Here is a 14,343-nt window from a genome sequence, read left to right on the forward strand (position 1 = left end):
GGCTGCACTTCTACAATCAACACCGACCCCACAGCTCAACCGGCGGCAAGCCGCCGGTCACCCGGCTGACCAACCTCCCTGGACATCACATCTAGAACAGCGTCAGGGGGTCAGTGGCGCTTCGAGCAGCGCGGCCGCAGCGGCACCCTCGGCATGCGGAGCCGGGCCGGTGCGCTTCCACAGCCGCAGCAGGAGGTCCAGCGCGGGAGCTTCGACGCTCGCGGCGTCGCCGGCGGCCGGGCCCAGCGCGGGCGGCTCTCCGGGGTGGACGGTCCAGACGTCGCCGGTGTCGGTCGCACGCAGCGTGACGGGCCCGGGCAGCCGCGGCGAAGGGTGCCAGCGCGTGACGCGGGGAAGCATGACGGCGAGGACCTCGTCGACGCCGTCGGCGGCCACGGCCGGGTCGAGCGTGAAGCCCGCGCCCGCGGCCGCACGCGCGTCGGCGAGGTGGACAGCGGTTTCGTGGACCTGACGGCGGTACCAGAACGCCTTGGTCTTCTCGGCGCCGCCGAAGTGCCAGCACTGGTCGCCGGGGTCCGCGGCTTCCAGCGCGGCCAAGAGCTCTCGCGCGGTTTCGGCGTACCAGGACGCCGGATCGCCACCCGGGCCGTCGGCGAAGCTCTGCCGCTGCGCCTGCCCGGTCGTGACGATCGAGGTGGCCCAGCGGTGGACGTTCCCGAGGTGCGTGCCGAGGTCGGCCAGCGTCCACGCGCCGCAGTCCACGACCGGCGCGGCCGGGTCGGCGGTGCGCAGCACCTCGGTGAACCCGGCGATCAGCTCCCGCAGCACGGGGAGGTAGTCGCGGGCCGGGAACGGCATCGTCGTCACGGGTGCTCCTGGGGAGAACCGGGGCCACGCGCGGGCGTGGCCCCGGCGCCGGTCACAGGTCGGGGAACCAGAGCTTCAGCTCGCGCTCGGCCGACTCCGGCGAGTCCGAGCCGTGGACCAGGTTGAACTGGGTCTCCAGCGCGAAGTCGCCGCGGATCGTGCCCGGAGTGGCCTTCTCGACCGGGTCGGTGCCGCCGGCCAGCTGCCGGAAGGCCGGGATGGCGCGCGGGCCCTCGACCGCGAGCGCGACCAGCGGGCCCGACGTGATGAACTCGAGCAGGTCGCCGAAGAACGAACGCTCCTTGTGCTCGGCGTAGTGCTCTTCGGCCAGGGCCTGGGGCACGGTGCGCAGCTCGAGGGCGACGAGCTTGAGGCCCTTGCGCTCGATCCGCGAGATGACCTCGCCGACGAGGCCGCGCGCGACGCCATCGGGCTTGACCAGGACCAGCGTGCGTTCAGTCACGACGGAATTTCTCCTTGGTACGGGTTGAGTGTCGGTGCGCGTGAGCGTAGCCGACCTCTTCAGCGGCCCTGCGGGTGCAGCTTCTTCGACCACAGCGACGCGCCGGTGGCGTCCCGCAGGTCGACGGTCAGGTCGCCGCTCGCGCCGTCGACGTTCAGCTCGCCGAAGTGCTGGAAGCCGTCGATCGGGGCCGTGTTCGCGACCGGTGGGGCGTGCACGAACACCGCCTCCGGGCCGAACGTCGGGTCGAGTGCGTTCGGCCCGAACGCGCCCGCGTTCAGCGGTCCGGACACGAACTCCCAGAACGGGTCGAAGTCCTGGAAGGCCGCGCGGTCCGGCGAATAGTGGTGCGCCGCCGTGTAGTGGACGTCCGCGGTCAGCCAGACGACGTTGCGGACGCGGCGGCGCTGGATCTCCCGCAGCACCCAGGCCAGCTCCGTCTCGCGGCCACCGGGTGCGCCCGGCAGGTTGTTCGCCACCGCCTCGATCGCGGTGCCGTCCGGGACGACCAGGCCGAGTGGCATGTCCGCCTGGACGATCTTCCACGTCGCCGTGCTGCGGCCGAGCGCGTCGGCCAGCCAGCGGGCCTGGCGGTCGCCGAGGATGTAGCCGGGCTTGGTCTGGTCGGCGGTGTTGGCGTTGCGGTAGGTCCGCATGTCCAGGACGAAGATCTCGACGCGGGAGCCGTAGGTGAAGCTACGGTAGACCCGCCCGTCGACCGCGCGGCGCGAGTCGATCGGGTGCCACTCGTGGAACGCCTGGTACGCCCGCGGCGCGAGCACGTCGACGCGCTTTTCGGTGTAGGCCGGGTTGTCGAGGATCTTGCCCGGGTACCAGTTGTTGAGGACCTCGTGGTCGTCCCACTGGACGTAAGCCGGCACCTGGGACACGAACCGCTTGAAGTTGTCGTCGAGCCGGTTGTAGGCGTGCTGGCCGCGGAACTCGTCGAGCGTCTCGGCGACCTTCGCCTTCTCCGTCGTCATGACGTTGCGCCAGGTCCGGCCGCCGGGCAGCGCGACGGTCTCGGTCAACGGGCCGTCGGAGTACACCGTGTCGCCGCTGTGCAGGAACAGGTCCGGGCACCGAGCGGCCATCGCCGAGAAGATCGTCATGCCGCCGAGCGCCGGGTTGATCCCCCAGTTCTGGCCCACGACGTCGCCGGACCACAGGATCCGGGCGTCGCGGCGGCCCACCGGCGCGGTGGCGAAGCGGCCGGTCAGCGGCCGGCTGGTGGCGCGCCCGTCCAGGGACTCCGCCGTGACGCGGTAGTGGAACTCGGTGCCGGGCGCCAGGCCGGCGACGCGCACCTGGCCGGTGCCGCCGGTGGCCGGGCCGACGACGGGGCCGGTGATCCGGCGGGCGTGCCGGAACGACGGGTCGCGGGCGACCTCGACGACCAGGCGCGCGGGCTGGTCCGCGCGCGACCAGACGATCGCGGACCCGGGCGTGACGTCGCCGGACTGGACACCGTGGGTGAGCACCGGCCGGTCACGGCGGACCAGCGGTGTCGCGGCGAAGGCCGTCGAGGGCAGCACGAGACTGGCGGCGGCGCCGGTCAGGCCGGCCTTGAACAGCGTGCGGCGGGAGTGGTGGGTCGGTTCGGTCATGCGCGGATTCAATCCCGCCCCGGCCAACGCCGGATGGCGCGCGGGTGAACGGATCCCGGGGGGTTTTCCCCCATGTCCGCGGGGCTCGCCGTCGGTAGCGTGGTGATCACGACAAGGGGGTCAGATGAGACCAATCAGGAGAACCCTGGCGGTTCTGACGGCGGCGCTCACCATCACCACGCTGGGCACCGGCGTCGCGGAAGCCGGCGAAGACGGCGCGAAGGCCGTCCTTCGCTACACCGAACACGGCGTCCCGCACATCATCGCGAAGGACTTCGACGGCCTCGGGTACGGCTACGGCTTCGCGGCGGCGACCGACAACGTCTGCGAGCTCGCGAACATCTACCTGACGGTGAGCGCGCAGCGGTCGAAGTACCTCGGCCCGGAAGGCGACGGTTACCCGTCGCTGTCCGACGCGGGGAGCAACCTCCACAGTGACCTGTTCTTCCAGCGGATCAACGACTCGGGTGTGGTCGACCGGCTGGCCGCGGCGCCCGCGCCGCAGGGCCCGCGGCCCGAGGTGCGGCAGCTGGTTTCCGGGTACGTCAAGGGGTTCAACGCCTACCTGGCGCGCACCGGCCGGTCCGGGATCTCCGACCCGGCCTGCCACGGCGCCGCCTGGGTCCGGCCGATCACCGAGCTGGACTTCTACCGGCACTACTACGCGATCGCGATCACCGGCGGCCAGGGCGTCGTCACCGAAAGCCTGTTCACGGCGCCGCCGTCCGGTCCGACGCCGGCGCCGGGCACCGCCGGGCAGCTCGGGGCGGGCCTGCGCCGGGCGCTCGGGAGCGGGGGCCTCGGCAGCAACGGCATCGCGATCGGCGCGGACTCGACCCGGGCGGGCCAGGGCAGTGTGCTGCTCGGGAACCCGCACTACCCGTGGCAGGCCGGCCGCCGGTTCTGGCAGAGCCAGCTGACCGTCCCGGGCCGGTTCGACGTCGCCGGCGCGAGCCTGCTCGGCATGCCGTTCGTCCAGATCGGCCACACCGCCGACGCGGCGTGGACGCACACGGTGTCCACTCCGGTCACGTTCGGCTTCTTCGAAGTGCCGCTGACGGCGGGCGACCCGACGACCTACCTCGTCGACGGCAAGCCGGAGAAGATGACCTCCCAGGACGTCACCGTGCAGGTCCACCAGGCCGACGGCTCGGTCAAGCCGGCGAGCCAGCGGTTCTGGTCGACGCGCTACGGCTCGGTCATCGGCGACTTCCAGGGTGTTCCCCTGCCGTGGTCGGCCAAGTCGGCGTACGCGGTTCGTGACGCCAACGCCACCAACCTGCGCGGGCTGAACACGTGGTTCGAGCTCGACCAGTCGCGCAGCACGGCCGACGTCGTCCGGGCGCTGAGCCGCACGCAGGGCGTGCCGTGGGTCAACACCGTCGCCACCGACCGCGCGGGAAACGCGCTGTACGCGGACATCCAGGTCGTCCCGCACGTCACCGACGAGCTGGCGAGCCGGTGCAACACACCACTGGGACAGCAGACTTTCGCGGCGTTCGGACTGTCCATCTTGGACGGCTCGAAGACGGCGTGCGGCTGGGGTGCCGACCCCGGCGCGGTCGAACCGGGGATCTTCGCGCCCTCGCGGCTGCCGCAGCAGACCCGCCGCGACTACGAGCTGAACGCGAACGACAGTGCGTGGCTCGCGAACGCCCGCGCGCCGATCACCGGGTACCCGCACATCGTCGGGGACATCGGCACCGAACGCTCGCCGCGCACGCGGGAAGCGCTGCTCACCGCCGAGCGGGGCGGGTTCACCACGGACTCGATGAAACAGCTGCTCTTCGCCGACCACAGCCTGGTCGCCGACCTGGCCGCGGGGGACCTGGCGAAGCTCTGCGCGTCGTTCCCGGATGGCCAGGCGCCTTCGGCGAGCGGCCCGGTGCCCGTCGGGCCCGCGTGTGACGCGCTCGCGAAGTGGGACCACCGGTACTCGCTCGACAGCCGGGGTTCGCTGCTGTTCCAGCGGTTCGCCGCCCGGCTCGCCGACCTGCCGCGCTTCACCGTGCCGTTCGACCCGAAGGCGCCGCTCACCACGCCGAACACGCTCAACACCGCGGACGCCGGGGTCCGGCAGGCGTTCGGGGACGCGCTGGTGGAGCTGCGCACGGCCGGGCTCGCCCCGGACGTGCGGCTGCGTGACGGCCAGGCCGTCACGCGCAACGGCGAGCGCATCCCGATCCACGGCGCGCAGGGTTTCCTCGGGGTGCTGAACGTAATGACGACGCAGTGGGACCCGGCGCGCGGGAACGTCGAAGTGGCGCACGGTTCCAGCTACATCCAGGTGGTCGGCTTCCACGGGCGCGCGTGCCCGGACTCCTCGACGCTGTTGACGTATTCGCAGTCGGCGAACCCGAGGTCGCCGTACTTCAGCGACCAGACGAAGCTCTACAGCCGGGGTGAGTGGGTGAAGGAACGCTTCTGCGAACCCGACATCCTGCGCTCCCCCGCGCTGCGGATCGTCGTCCTGCGCTGAGGTGCCCGGCGGGGGCGGGCGCTCAGCCCGCCTCCGCCGCCAGGACGCGCAGGTCGTCGAAGGCTTCGGTCAGGTGCTCCGCCAGGCCGCGCCCGGAGTCTTCGAGCCACGCCACGACGGCGTGGTGGAAGGTCGCCCAGCCGGTCTGGGCGGCCAGCGCGGCGAGCCGGTCGGCGACGCCGCGCTCGCGCAGCGCCTCCGCCAGGGCGTCGGTCATCGCCGCGGCCTTGGCCAGATCGCGTTCGCGCAGCGCCGGGGTCGCCGCGATGACCGCGAGCCGCGGCTCGGCGAACGGCCGGTTGCCCTCGATGATCCGCGCGGCCTTCCGGAAGGCCCGCAGCAGGACCTCCAGCGGCGGGAGCCCGTCGCGCGCGTCGGCCACCGACCGGGTCAGGTCCGCGCGCAGGGTCGCTTCGCCGTCGAAGAGCACTTCGCGCTTGTCCGGGAAGTGCCGGAAGAACGTGCGCTCGGTGACGCCGGCCCTGGCCGCGATCTCGGCCGTGGTGGTCTGGTCGAACCCGCGTTCGGCGTACAGCTCCAGCGCCGCCTGTTGAAGGCGGCGGCGCGCTTCTTCTCCGCTGCGTGGCACCCCGCCAGCGTACCCGTAGTGACAGTTACTGACACTACGAGGTACGGTTCGTAGTGTCAGTAACTGTCACTACCTCGGGAGCACGTCCATGCACGTCTTCGTCACCGGCGGTTCGGGCCTCACCGGCCCGGCCGTCGTCACCGAACTGATCGAGGCCGGCCACAGCGTCACCGGCCTGGCCCGCTCGGCCGCGGCCGCCGACCGGCTGACCGCGCTGGGCGCCACCCCGCACCCCGGTTCCCTGGAAGACCTCGACAGCCTGCGTCGCGGCGCCGAGGCCGCCGAAGGTGTCCTGCACATGGCCTTCGGCGGCGACTTCGCCGATCCGGACGACATGGAACGACGCGACCGGACGGCGATCGAGACCCTCGGCGCGGTGCTGGAGAACACCGGCAAGCCGTTCGTCAGCACCTCGGGCACGCTGGTCATGCCCGCCGGGCGCGAGAGCACCGAGAAGGACGAGCCGGACACGGCCGGGCTCGCCGCCTTCCGGATCGCCGGCGAGCGCGCCTGCCTGGAGTTCGCCGCCCGGGGGGTGCGCGCGAACGTCGTGCGGCTCGCGCCGACGGTCCACGGTCCCGGGGACCACGGCTTCATCCCCATGCTCATCGACACCGCGCGCAAGACCGGGAAGTCCGCCTACGTCGGCGACGGCGCCAACCGGTGGCCCGCCGTGCACCGGCTCGACGCGGCCGTCCTGTTCCGGCTGGCGCTGGAGGGCGCGCCCGCGGGCAGCGTGCTGCACGGCGCGGCCGAGAACGTCCCCTTCAAGGACATCGCGGAGACGATCGCCGACGGCCTGGGCCTGCCCGCGGTCTCACTCACCCCTAAGGCGGCCTCGACGCACTTCGCCAGCCCGTTCTTCGCGCTGGCCTACGCCTTCGACGCGCCGGTCAGCAGCGGGTTCACCCGCGAGCTGCTCGGCTGGGCGCCGACCCGGCCGGGCCTGCTCGACGACGTCGCGACCGGCGACTACCTCTAGGCCTGGGGTTGCTGCTGGCTCGCCAGGGTGCCGGCCGCCATCCGGCGGGCGACGTCCTTGCGCAGCCACAGCAGCCACAGCCAGACCGCCAGGAAGATCACGCCCAGCACGGCGATCGCGGGCAGCCAGAACACCAGCGCGATCAGCACCACCTGCAGCGCGAGCAGCAGCGGCACCGCCCACGGCCGCTTCACGAACCCGCAGGTCACGATGAGCAGAACGGCCACCGCGATGACCGTCCACCCGGTGCCGGTGCCGATCCCGCCGCCGAGCTTGTTGACCACCGGCAGCGCGAGGGCGACCGTGATCGCCTCCATGATCAGCGTTCCCGACATCACGCCGCGGAAGCCCTTCATCGGGTCCTTCGGCTTGGGAGTCGCTTCCGTCATGCCGGCTCCTTCCCGAACAGCGTGCGCGCTTCGCCCACGGTGACCACCGAGCCGGTGACGAGCACCCCGCCACCGGCGAGCGGCTCCTCGGGGTCGTCGCTGGTCTCCACCAGCGCGATCGCCGTTTCGATCGCCGTCTCCAGGTCCGTCTCGGCGACGACGCGGTCTTCGCCGAACACCGAGATCGCCAGCTGGTTCAGCTCCTCCAGCGGCATCGCGCGCGGCGAGGAGTTGCGCGTCACGACGATGTCGGACACCACCGGCTCCAGCGCGTCGAGGATGCCGTGGGCGTCCTTTTCGGCCATCACGCCGACCACCGCGACCAGGCGGCGGAAGGCGAACTCCTCGGCCACGGTCGTGGCGAGCGCGCGGGCGCCGTGCGGGTTGTGCGCGGCGTCGATCATGACCGCGGGCGCCGAGCGGACCCGCTCGAGCCGTCCCGGCGTCTCGACCTCCGCGAACGCCTCGCGGACGGCCTCGAGGACCAGCTGCTTGTCCTTGCCCGCGCCGAAGAACGCCTCGACGGCGGCGAGCGCGAGGGCGGCGTTCGCGGCCTGGTGGGCGCCGTGCAGCGGCAGGAAGATCTCGTCGTACACCCCGCCGAGGCCCTGCAGCCTCAGCAGCTGCCCGCCGACGGCGACCTCGCGCTCCAGCACGCCGAACTCGCTGCCCGCGCGGGCGACCGCGGCGTCGACCTCGACGGCGCGTTCGAGCAGCACCTTCTGCACCTCGGGGTCCTGCTCGGCGATGACCGCGACCGAGCCGGGCTTGATGATGCCCGCCTTTTCGCGCGCCGCGCCGAGGATGTCCGGACCGAGGTACTCGACGTGGTCGATGCCGATCGGGGTGATGACCGCGACGTCGGCGTCCGCGACGTTCGTGGCGTCCCAGGCGCCGCCCAGGCCGGCCTCGATCACCGCGGCCTCCACCGGCGCGTCGGCGAAGGCGGCGAAGGCCATGCCGGTGAGGATCTCGAACTTGCTCATCGCGACGCCGTCCGCGGCCGCGCCGTCCACCATCGCCACGTACGGCGCGATGTCGTGCCACAGCTCCGCGTACCGGGCGGCGGAGATCGGCCGGCCGTCGAGCGCGATCCGCTCGGTGACCAGCTGCAGGTGCGGGCTCGTGTAGCGGCCGACGCGCAGGCCCATCCGGGTCAGCAGCGCGTCGATCATCCGGGCGGTGGAGCCCTTGCCGTTCGTGCCGGCGACGTGCAGCACCGGGTAGCCGCGGTTGGGCTCGCCCAGCAGCTGCGTCAGCGCCGAAATGCGGGTCAGCGACGGCTCGATCTTCGTCTCCGGCCAGCGCTGGTTCAGCTCGGCCTCGACGGCCATCAGCTCCTGGCGCGCCTCGGGCCCGTCCGGGCTGCCGTACACCGCGGGCTCGCCCTGGTCGTCGAGCTCGTGCAGCTCGGTGTCCTCGGGCACGCTCAGGTCGGGCACCGGGCCGGTCGCGAGGTTGTCGCCGAGCTGGCCGACGCCGCCGATCCCGCCGCGCGAGCCGCCGCCCACGTCGAACGCGGTGTCCCGCGCGTCCAGCTCCGGGTCGTGGTCGTCCGAGTCCTCGTACCCCTCGGCACCCAGCTCGTCGACGCCCGCGAAGCTGTCCAGATCCGACAGGTCCGGCCTGCGACCTGTCTCATCCTGCGGCACTGAATCTCCTCCGGCCTGGGGTTTTGGCACTTGCTTGCGAGTCTACGTGCGTGACAGGTGGCACTCTCGACCCATGCCGTTCAACCACAACGACCACTACCACCCGCTGCTGCTGGACCAGCTGCCGCCCGGGCCGGGGATCGCGCTGGACGTCGGGTGCGGCACCGGCCGGTTCGCGCGCCGGCTGGCCGCGACCGGCATGGCGGTGGAGGCGGTCGACGTCTCGGCGGCGATGGTCGAAGCGGCGTCGGGCCTGGGGTCGCCCGGGCCGGGCGAGATCGTGTACCGGCAGGCCGACATCACCACCGACACGCTGCCCGAGCAGCACTACGACTTCGTTTCGTGCCTGGCGTCCCTGCACCACATGCCGCCCGGGACGCTCACCAAGCTGCGCCGCGCGCTGGTGCCGGGCGGGGTGCTCGTCGTGCTCGCCCTGGCGCGGCCGAGCACACCGGTGGACTGGGCGCGGGCGGCCGCGGCGGTCCCGTTCGACGCGCTGGCCCGGCTGGTCGTCTACGCCGGCGAGCGGCTGAACGGCGGCGCGGAGGACGGCCCGCGCGCCCCGGTCGTCGACGACTACCCGACGCTGGCCGAGCTGCGGCGCGAGTCGGCCCGGCTGCTGCCCGGGAGCACGGTCCGGCCGTTGCTGTTCTGGCGCACCTTGGTCACTTACCGTGAACGTGAAGACGGTGACCCGACAGGCGGGTGAAGTCCGGCCCCGAAGCGCTCCGCGCTCGCTAGATCTGGAAGGAGTGTTTCCGGAACCAGAACGGGGTCTTCATGCGCAACACCCGGCTGCTCCTCGCGGTCGTCTCGGCAGCCATGCTCCTCACCACCACCGCGACCGCCGCGTCGGCGGCCCCGCGGATCCACCACTACGTCGCCCTGGGTGACTCCTACACGTCGGGCCCGTTCATCCCGGTCCAGCGGACCGACCCGCTCGGCTGCGGCCGCTCGACGGCGAACTACCCGTCCGTGCTGGCGGACACACTGAACGTCGGCGACTTCGACGACGTCAGCTGCGGCGGCGCCGACACGACGAACATGACGCGGCCCCAGGCGGTCCCGTTCAACGGCACCAACCCGCCGCAGCTGGGCGCGCTGCGCGTCGACACCGACCTGGTCACCCTCGGGATCGGCGGCAACGACTTCGGCGTGTTCGGCAGCATCGTGTCGACGTGCCCGGGGCTGCGCGCGAGCGACCCGACCGGCAACCCGTGCGAAGAGCACTTCACGACCAACGGCGTCGACACGATCCAGAAGGCGATCACCCAGACCGGCGCCCGGGTCGAGGCGGTGCTGACGGCGGTCCACGAGCGCTCGCCGGGCGCGCGGGTGCTGGTCGTCGGCTACCCGCGCATCGCGCCGGAGAGCGGTTACTGCCCGGACGTCCTGCCGTTCGCGGACGGCGACTACGCGTGGCTGAACCAGGTCGAGCGTGAGCTGAACCAGGCCCTTTCGGACGCGGCCGACGCGGACGGCGACACGACGTTCGTCGACACGTTCGGCCCGTCCCGCGGGCACGACGCCTGCGCGCGCGGCGGGTCGGCGTGGATCAACGGCAAGGACCAGAACGTGTTCGTCGCGGCCGCCTACCACCCCCTGAAGGCGGGGATGGCGGGCGTGGCCGCGGTGGTGCTCAAGTCCGTGCGCTGACGAAGTCCAGCACCAGCCGGGCGAACTCGTCCGGCAGCTCGGCCGGGGCGCCGTGCCCCGCGTCGATCCAGGCGGCGCGCGCGTCCGGGATCGCGGCGAGCAGCGCACGCTGCTGCTCCGCCGTGACCACCCGGTCGTGCGCGCTCCCGAGCACCAGCACCGGCGCGGTGATGGCGCCGAGGACCGGCCGCAGGTCGACGGCCCGGTCGGCCTCGACCTGCCGGCCGGCGCCGGGTTCGATGACCGATTCGAGCGTCTTGACCAGCTGTTCGTTGCTCTCGGCGGTGGCCTGGTCCCAGTAGCGCGGGCCGAAGGCCATCAGCGGGAGCATGCGGGCGAAGGTGCCGGTCACGAGCAGGTCGAGCCAGTAGCGGAACTCGGCGTCCTGCCGGACGTCGGTGACCGGCCACGCCGCGTGCAGCACCGCCGACCGCACCCGGCCGGGCCGCGTGCCGGCCAGCTGCGCCGCCACCACCGCGCCGAGCGAGTGCCCGACGACGTGCGCGCTGTCGATTCGCGCGTGGTCCAGCACGGCTTCGGCCTGGGCAGCGAGGTCTTCGACCCGGATCGGGCCGCCGTCGTCGGTGGTCAGCCCGGAGCCGGGGAAGTCCGGGGCCAGCACGGTGTAGCCCGGTGCTTTCGCGGTCAACGGGCCCCACTGCTCGCGGGAGGCGGCGGTGCCGTGCAGCAGGAGCAGCGCCGGACCGGCTCCGGTCCGGTCGTAGTGGACGACGGTGTTCCCGGCTTCGACGTTCGGCATGGTCGCCCCCTCAGACGATCTCGCGGAGGGCGGCGGTGAACGCGCGCGGGTCCTCCTGCTGCGAAAGGTGCCCGCAGCCGGCGATGACGTGCACCCGGGCGCCGGGCGTTGCCGCGGCACAGGCGCGCGGGACCTCAAGGGGGATCTCGGCGTCGAGCTCGCCGTGCAGGTAGGTGATGGGGACCTCGAGGTCCTTGAGACGGGGGCGCGGGTCGTAGGTGGTGCACTCGGTGAACAGCTCGTCGATGTAGGTGCCCGAGTCGAGCAGCTGACGAACGGTCCAGGCGACGAGCCCCGGCCGGTTTCCCGCGACCCAGTTGGGCACCCAGTCCTCGAAGGTGCCGACACGGTCGTCGACCAGCCGTTTGCGCAGGTCGAAGACCTTTTCCCGCATGCCGGCGCTCGGCCAGTACCCCGGGCTGTCGACGGCGACGACCGCTTCGACCAGATCGGGCCGGGCCAGTGCGAGTTCGGTGGCGAAGACACCGCCGATGCTCGACCCGGCAACAACGGGCTTGATCTTCAGCGTCTCGATGACGGCCGCGAGGTCGCCGGCGACTCCGGCGATGGTGTTGCCGTCCGCGGGCCGGTCCGACCGGCCGCAGCCACGCCAGTCGAGGGTGACGACGCGGTGGTCCCGCACGAGGTCCGGCAGGCACGACTGCCAGACGCGGCCGCTGGTCCCCCAGCCGTGCACGAACAGCAGAGCCGGGCCTTCGCCGGCGTCCTCGCAGTAGAGCCGGGTGTGGTTGACGTCCAAGTAAGGCATGGCTCGAGCTTCACGTCCGGGCGCGCGCGGTTCGAGGGGCAACCGGCTCCTACACTCATCACGAACGCTGATGAATGGGGCTTCGGTGGAACTACGGCAGCTGCGCTACTTCCTCGCGGTCGCGGAGGAGCTGCACTTCGGCCGCGCGGCGGAGCGGCTGCACATCGTCCAGCCCGCGGTGAGCCAGCAGATCCGGCGGCTGGAGCGGGAGCTGGGGGTGTCGTTGTTCGCGCGTTCGACGCGTTCGGTGGCGCTCACCGAGGCGGGGCAGCGGTTCTTGCCACACGCGCGGGCGGTCCTGGCGGCGGCCGACCGGGCCTCGGATTCGGTGGCGGAGTTCCGCGCTGTCTCGTCGCTGGTCCGGTTGGGCACGAGCGAGGGTCTGGGTGACCGCCTGGACGTGGTGTTGAGCGCTTTCGCCGCGCTCGCGCCTTCGGCTTCTTTGGAGCTGCTCCACGCGCCGACTGCGCAACGCCTTCAGCGAGTCCGCGACGGTTCTTTGGACGCGACGATCGTGCGGGGTTCCTGGCCTGGTTCCGGGCTCGACTTCACTCCCTTGTGGACGGACGAAGTGATGGTGGCGTTGCCCGCTTCGCATCCGCTGACTGCTTCTGCCGAGGTTTCCTTCGCGTCCTTGGCTTCCCTGCCGGCGCGGTTGAGCCCACCTTCGCGGAACCAGCCGTTGTACGACCTGGTGGTTTCCTGTTGCCGTTCGGCGGGGTTCGAGCCGGTGCTGGGTCCCGACTTCACGACGGCTCAGGACACGTTGGGAACGCTGGGTTTCGGCCGTCCACACTGGACGGTGTTCTACCGTGCGCACGCCAACTTGCTGCCGGTGCCGGGAGTGGCGTTCCGGCCACTGCGCGACCCGTCACCGGTGATGCCGACGTACCTGGCGACACCTTCGGACCGGCGGTTGACTCCGGAGCTGGTGGCGTTGATCGAAGCGGCGCGAGCGACTGAGGCTGGCTGAGGAGCCTTCGCGGCGCGTTGCCCTGACCCCGGGTCGCGGATGGGCCATCATGTCCAGGTGGCCGACGCCGAGCCGAGCAGCAAGCCTGCCGAAAAAGAGCAGAAGCCGCCAGAGGGCTTGTCCCAGTTCATCGGCAAGGTGCTCGACCAGCTGAGCCTGAGCGCCTGGATGCCGGCCGCCATGCTGGTCGGCTGTGGCGCGGTGCTGCTCCAGCTTCGAAGCCGGGGAGACTTCAACCTGGGGAAGGCAATCGTCGACTTGACCTACAAGCCACTGGGCATTCTCGTCGTGCTGCTGTTCGCCCTCGTTTTGGCGGCGCTGGTCAGTCAGGCCTTCTCGTTCTCGGCGATCCGGTTTTTCGAGGGCTACTGGAAGGGGCCACTGGTCTGGCTGGGTGTCTACCGGCTCATGGTGCGTCGCAAGGCCGGAAAACGAGCCAAGATCGCCACAAAGCTGGACAAGCAGACCCAACGGGCGTTCCAGATCGCCCGCCCCCAGCTGCTCAAGCACGGCGTCAGGCGATCAGTGATCGACGCGGCCGAGGATGAGGCCTACTCAAGGCCACTCACACCCCGGCGCGAACAACTCGCCGCCGAGTCCCTGTGGCAGGAATGGCTTCCGCCGGACGTGGCCGGACGCCTGTCGAGGATCGACCAGGCGCAACACGACTACCCACCTCCGCATCTGATGCTGCCCACCAAACTGGGCAACATCCTCCGCGCCACCGAGGACGAGATCACCGGCGATGGCCAAGACCCTCAAGACCTCGTGCTGCGGCGGGGAGACACGATCCCGGCCCGGCTGCGGCTGCACCACGACCAGTTCCGCACCCGGCTCGACATGTATTGCACGCTGATCTTCGTTTACTTGGCCTTGGCAGGTCTGAGCCTGACCCTGCTGGGGTCCGGCGGCAACCCGGTGACCGGTACCGCGGTGACGACGGCGGCGTTCCTGGTCCTGGCCGTGACCAGCTACTCCGCGGCGATCGCCAGCGTGCGCGGGTACTGCACGACTCTGAGGGTGATCTTCTCGACGGAACCTGATTCAGCGCCCCAGGGATGACGAAGACAGTCTCATCGGCAGCTTGTGCTTGGGGCAGTCCGGCTTGCCGAAGGAGCTCTTCCGCTCCTTGCAGCCTGGCAGCCTGCACTCGTACTGCTTCATGTGCGGCCCAGGTGCGCCAGGAACCCGGTCTT

General features: G+C 71.6%; 14 protein-coding genes. 6 read left to right on the plus strand and 8 right to left on the minus strand.

From position 1 onward, the window contains the following. Window positions 1–102: 102 nt before the first annotated feature. Genes ACZ61C_RS39910 through ACZ61C_RS39920 form a run of 3 tightly spaced genes read right to left on the minus strand, consistent with a single transcriptional unit; the run spans window position 103 to window position 2,898 of the window. On the minus strand, window positions 103–828 hold the full coding sequence (locus ACZ61C_RS39910; RefSeq protein WP_465313129.1) for a maleylpyruvate isomerase family mycothiol-dependent enzyme: 726 nt from the start codon (window positions 826–828) through the stop codon (window positions 103–105). 52 nt (window positions 829–880) lie between these two features. Next, the gene (ndk, locus tag ACZ61C_RS39915; protein WP_465313130.1) at window positions 881–1,291 is read right to left on the minus strand and encodes a nucleoside-diphosphate kinase; all 411 of its coding nucleotides are present in this window, start codon (window positions 1,289–1,291) and stop codon (window positions 881–883) included. A 59-nt stretch (window positions 1,292–1,350) separates the two neighbouring features. Next, a complete protein-coding gene (locus tag ACZ61C_RS39920) occupies window positions 1,351–2,898 on the minus strand; it encodes an alkaline phosphatase D family protein (protein WP_465313131.1) in 1,548 nt (515 codons plus the stop codon). A 124-nt stretch (window positions 2,899–3,022) separates the two neighbouring features. On the opposite strand from ACZ61C_RS39920, the gene ACZ61C_RS39925 reads away from it, so the two are divergent. After that, window positions 3,023–5,377 (plus strand): penicillin acylase family protein, encoded by a 2,355-nt coding sequence (locus tag ACZ61C_RS39925; protein ID WP_465313132.1) that lies wholly within the window; start codon window positions 3,023–3,025, stop codon window positions 5,375–5,377. 22 nt (window positions 5,378–5,399) lie between these two features. On the opposite strand, the gene ACZ61C_RS39930 is transcribed toward ACZ61C_RS39925, so the two are convergent. After that, window positions 5,400–5,966: a TetR family transcriptional regulator gene (locus ACZ61C_RS39930; RefSeq protein ID WP_465313133.1), complete on the minus strand. Its 567-nt coding sequence runs from the start codon at window positions 5,964–5,966 to the stop codon at window positions 5,400–5,402. A gap of 88 nt (window positions 5,967–6,054) precedes the next feature. Here ACZ61C_RS39930 and ACZ61C_RS39935 point away from each other — a divergent pair, with 88 nt between their 5' ends. After that, complete coding sequence (locus ACZ61C_RS39935; RefSeq protein ID WP_465313134.1) at window positions 6,055–6,948, plus strand: SDR family oxidoreductase; 894 nt, start codon at window positions 6,055–6,057, stop codon at window positions 6,946–6,948. Here ACZ61C_RS39935 and ACZ61C_RS39940 read toward each other — a convergent pair. Together ACZ61C_RS39940 and folC are read right to left on the minus strand one after the other, a co-directional pair. Further along, window positions 6,945–7,337, minus strand: a complete 393-nt coding sequence (locus tag ACZ61C_RS39940) for a DUF4233 domain-containing protein (RefSeq protein ID WP_465313135.1) — start codon at window positions 7,335–7,337, stop codon at window positions 6,945–6,947. The genes ACZ61C_RS39935 and ACZ61C_RS39940 overlap by 4 nt on opposite strands. Beyond that, window positions 7,334–8,989, minus strand: a complete 1,656-nt coding sequence (gene folC / locus ACZ61C_RS39945; protein ID WP_465313136.1) for a bifunctional tetrahydrofolate synthase/dihydrofolate synthase — start codon at window positions 8,987–8,989, stop codon at window positions 7,334–7,336. Before folC ends, ACZ61C_RS39940 begins: the two co-directional genes overlap by 4 nt. A 73-nt stretch (window positions 8,990–9,062) precedes the next feature. On the opposite strand from folC, the gene ACZ61C_RS39950 reads away from it, so the two are divergent. Both ACZ61C_RS39950 and ACZ61C_RS39955 read left to right on the plus strand, forming a co-directional pair. Then, on the plus strand, window positions 9,063–9,698 hold the full coding sequence (locus ACZ61C_RS39950) for a class I SAM-dependent methyltransferase (RefSeq protein WP_465313137.1): 636 nt from the start codon (window positions 9,063–9,065) through the stop codon (window positions 9,696–9,698). Between the two features lie 71 nt (window positions 9,699–9,769). After that, window positions 9,770–10,645 carry an SGNH/GDSL hydrolase family protein gene (locus ACZ61C_RS39955; protein ID WP_465313138.1) on the plus strand — a complete coding sequence of 292 codons (876 nt, stop codon included), beginning with the start codon at window positions 9,770–9,772 and terminating at the stop codon, window positions 10,643–10,645. On the opposite strand, the gene ACZ61C_RS39960 is transcribed toward ACZ61C_RS39955, so the two are convergent. Both ACZ61C_RS39960 and ACZ61C_RS39965 read right to left on the minus strand, forming a co-directional pair. Further along, window positions 10,629–11,405, minus strand: coding sequence for an alpha/beta fold hydrolase (locus ACZ61C_RS39960; RefSeq protein WP_465313139.1), 777 nt, complete (start codon window positions 11,403–11,405; stop codon window positions 10,629–10,631). The two genes, ACZ61C_RS39955 and ACZ61C_RS39960, sit on opposite strands and share 17 nt — an antisense overlap. A gap of 10 nt (window positions 11,406–11,415) precedes the next feature. Then, entirely contained in the window at window positions 11,416–12,174 is a 759-nt protein-coding gene (locus ACZ61C_RS39965; protein ID WP_465313140.1) for an alpha/beta fold hydrolase, read from the minus strand. A gap of 85 nt (window positions 12,175–12,259) precedes the next feature. Between ACZ61C_RS39965 and ACZ61C_RS39970 the strand changes: the two genes are divergently transcribed. Together ACZ61C_RS39970 and ACZ61C_RS39975 are read left to right on the plus strand one after the other, a co-directional pair. Next, entirely contained in the window at window positions 12,260–13,147 is an 888-nt protein-coding gene (locus tag ACZ61C_RS39970) for a LysR family transcriptional regulator (protein WP_465313141.1), read from the plus strand. A 57-nt stretch (window positions 13,148–13,204) separates the two neighbouring features. Then, on the plus strand, window positions 13,205–14,209 hold the full coding sequence (locus tag ACZ61C_RS39975; protein ID WP_465313142.1) for a hypothetical protein: 1,005 nt from the start codon (window positions 13,205–13,207) through the stop codon (window positions 14,207–14,209). The last annotated feature ends 134 nt before the right edge of the window (window positions 14,210–14,343 follow it).

The sequence above is a fragment of the Amycolatopsis sp. NPDC104587 genome, assembly GCF_055583645.1.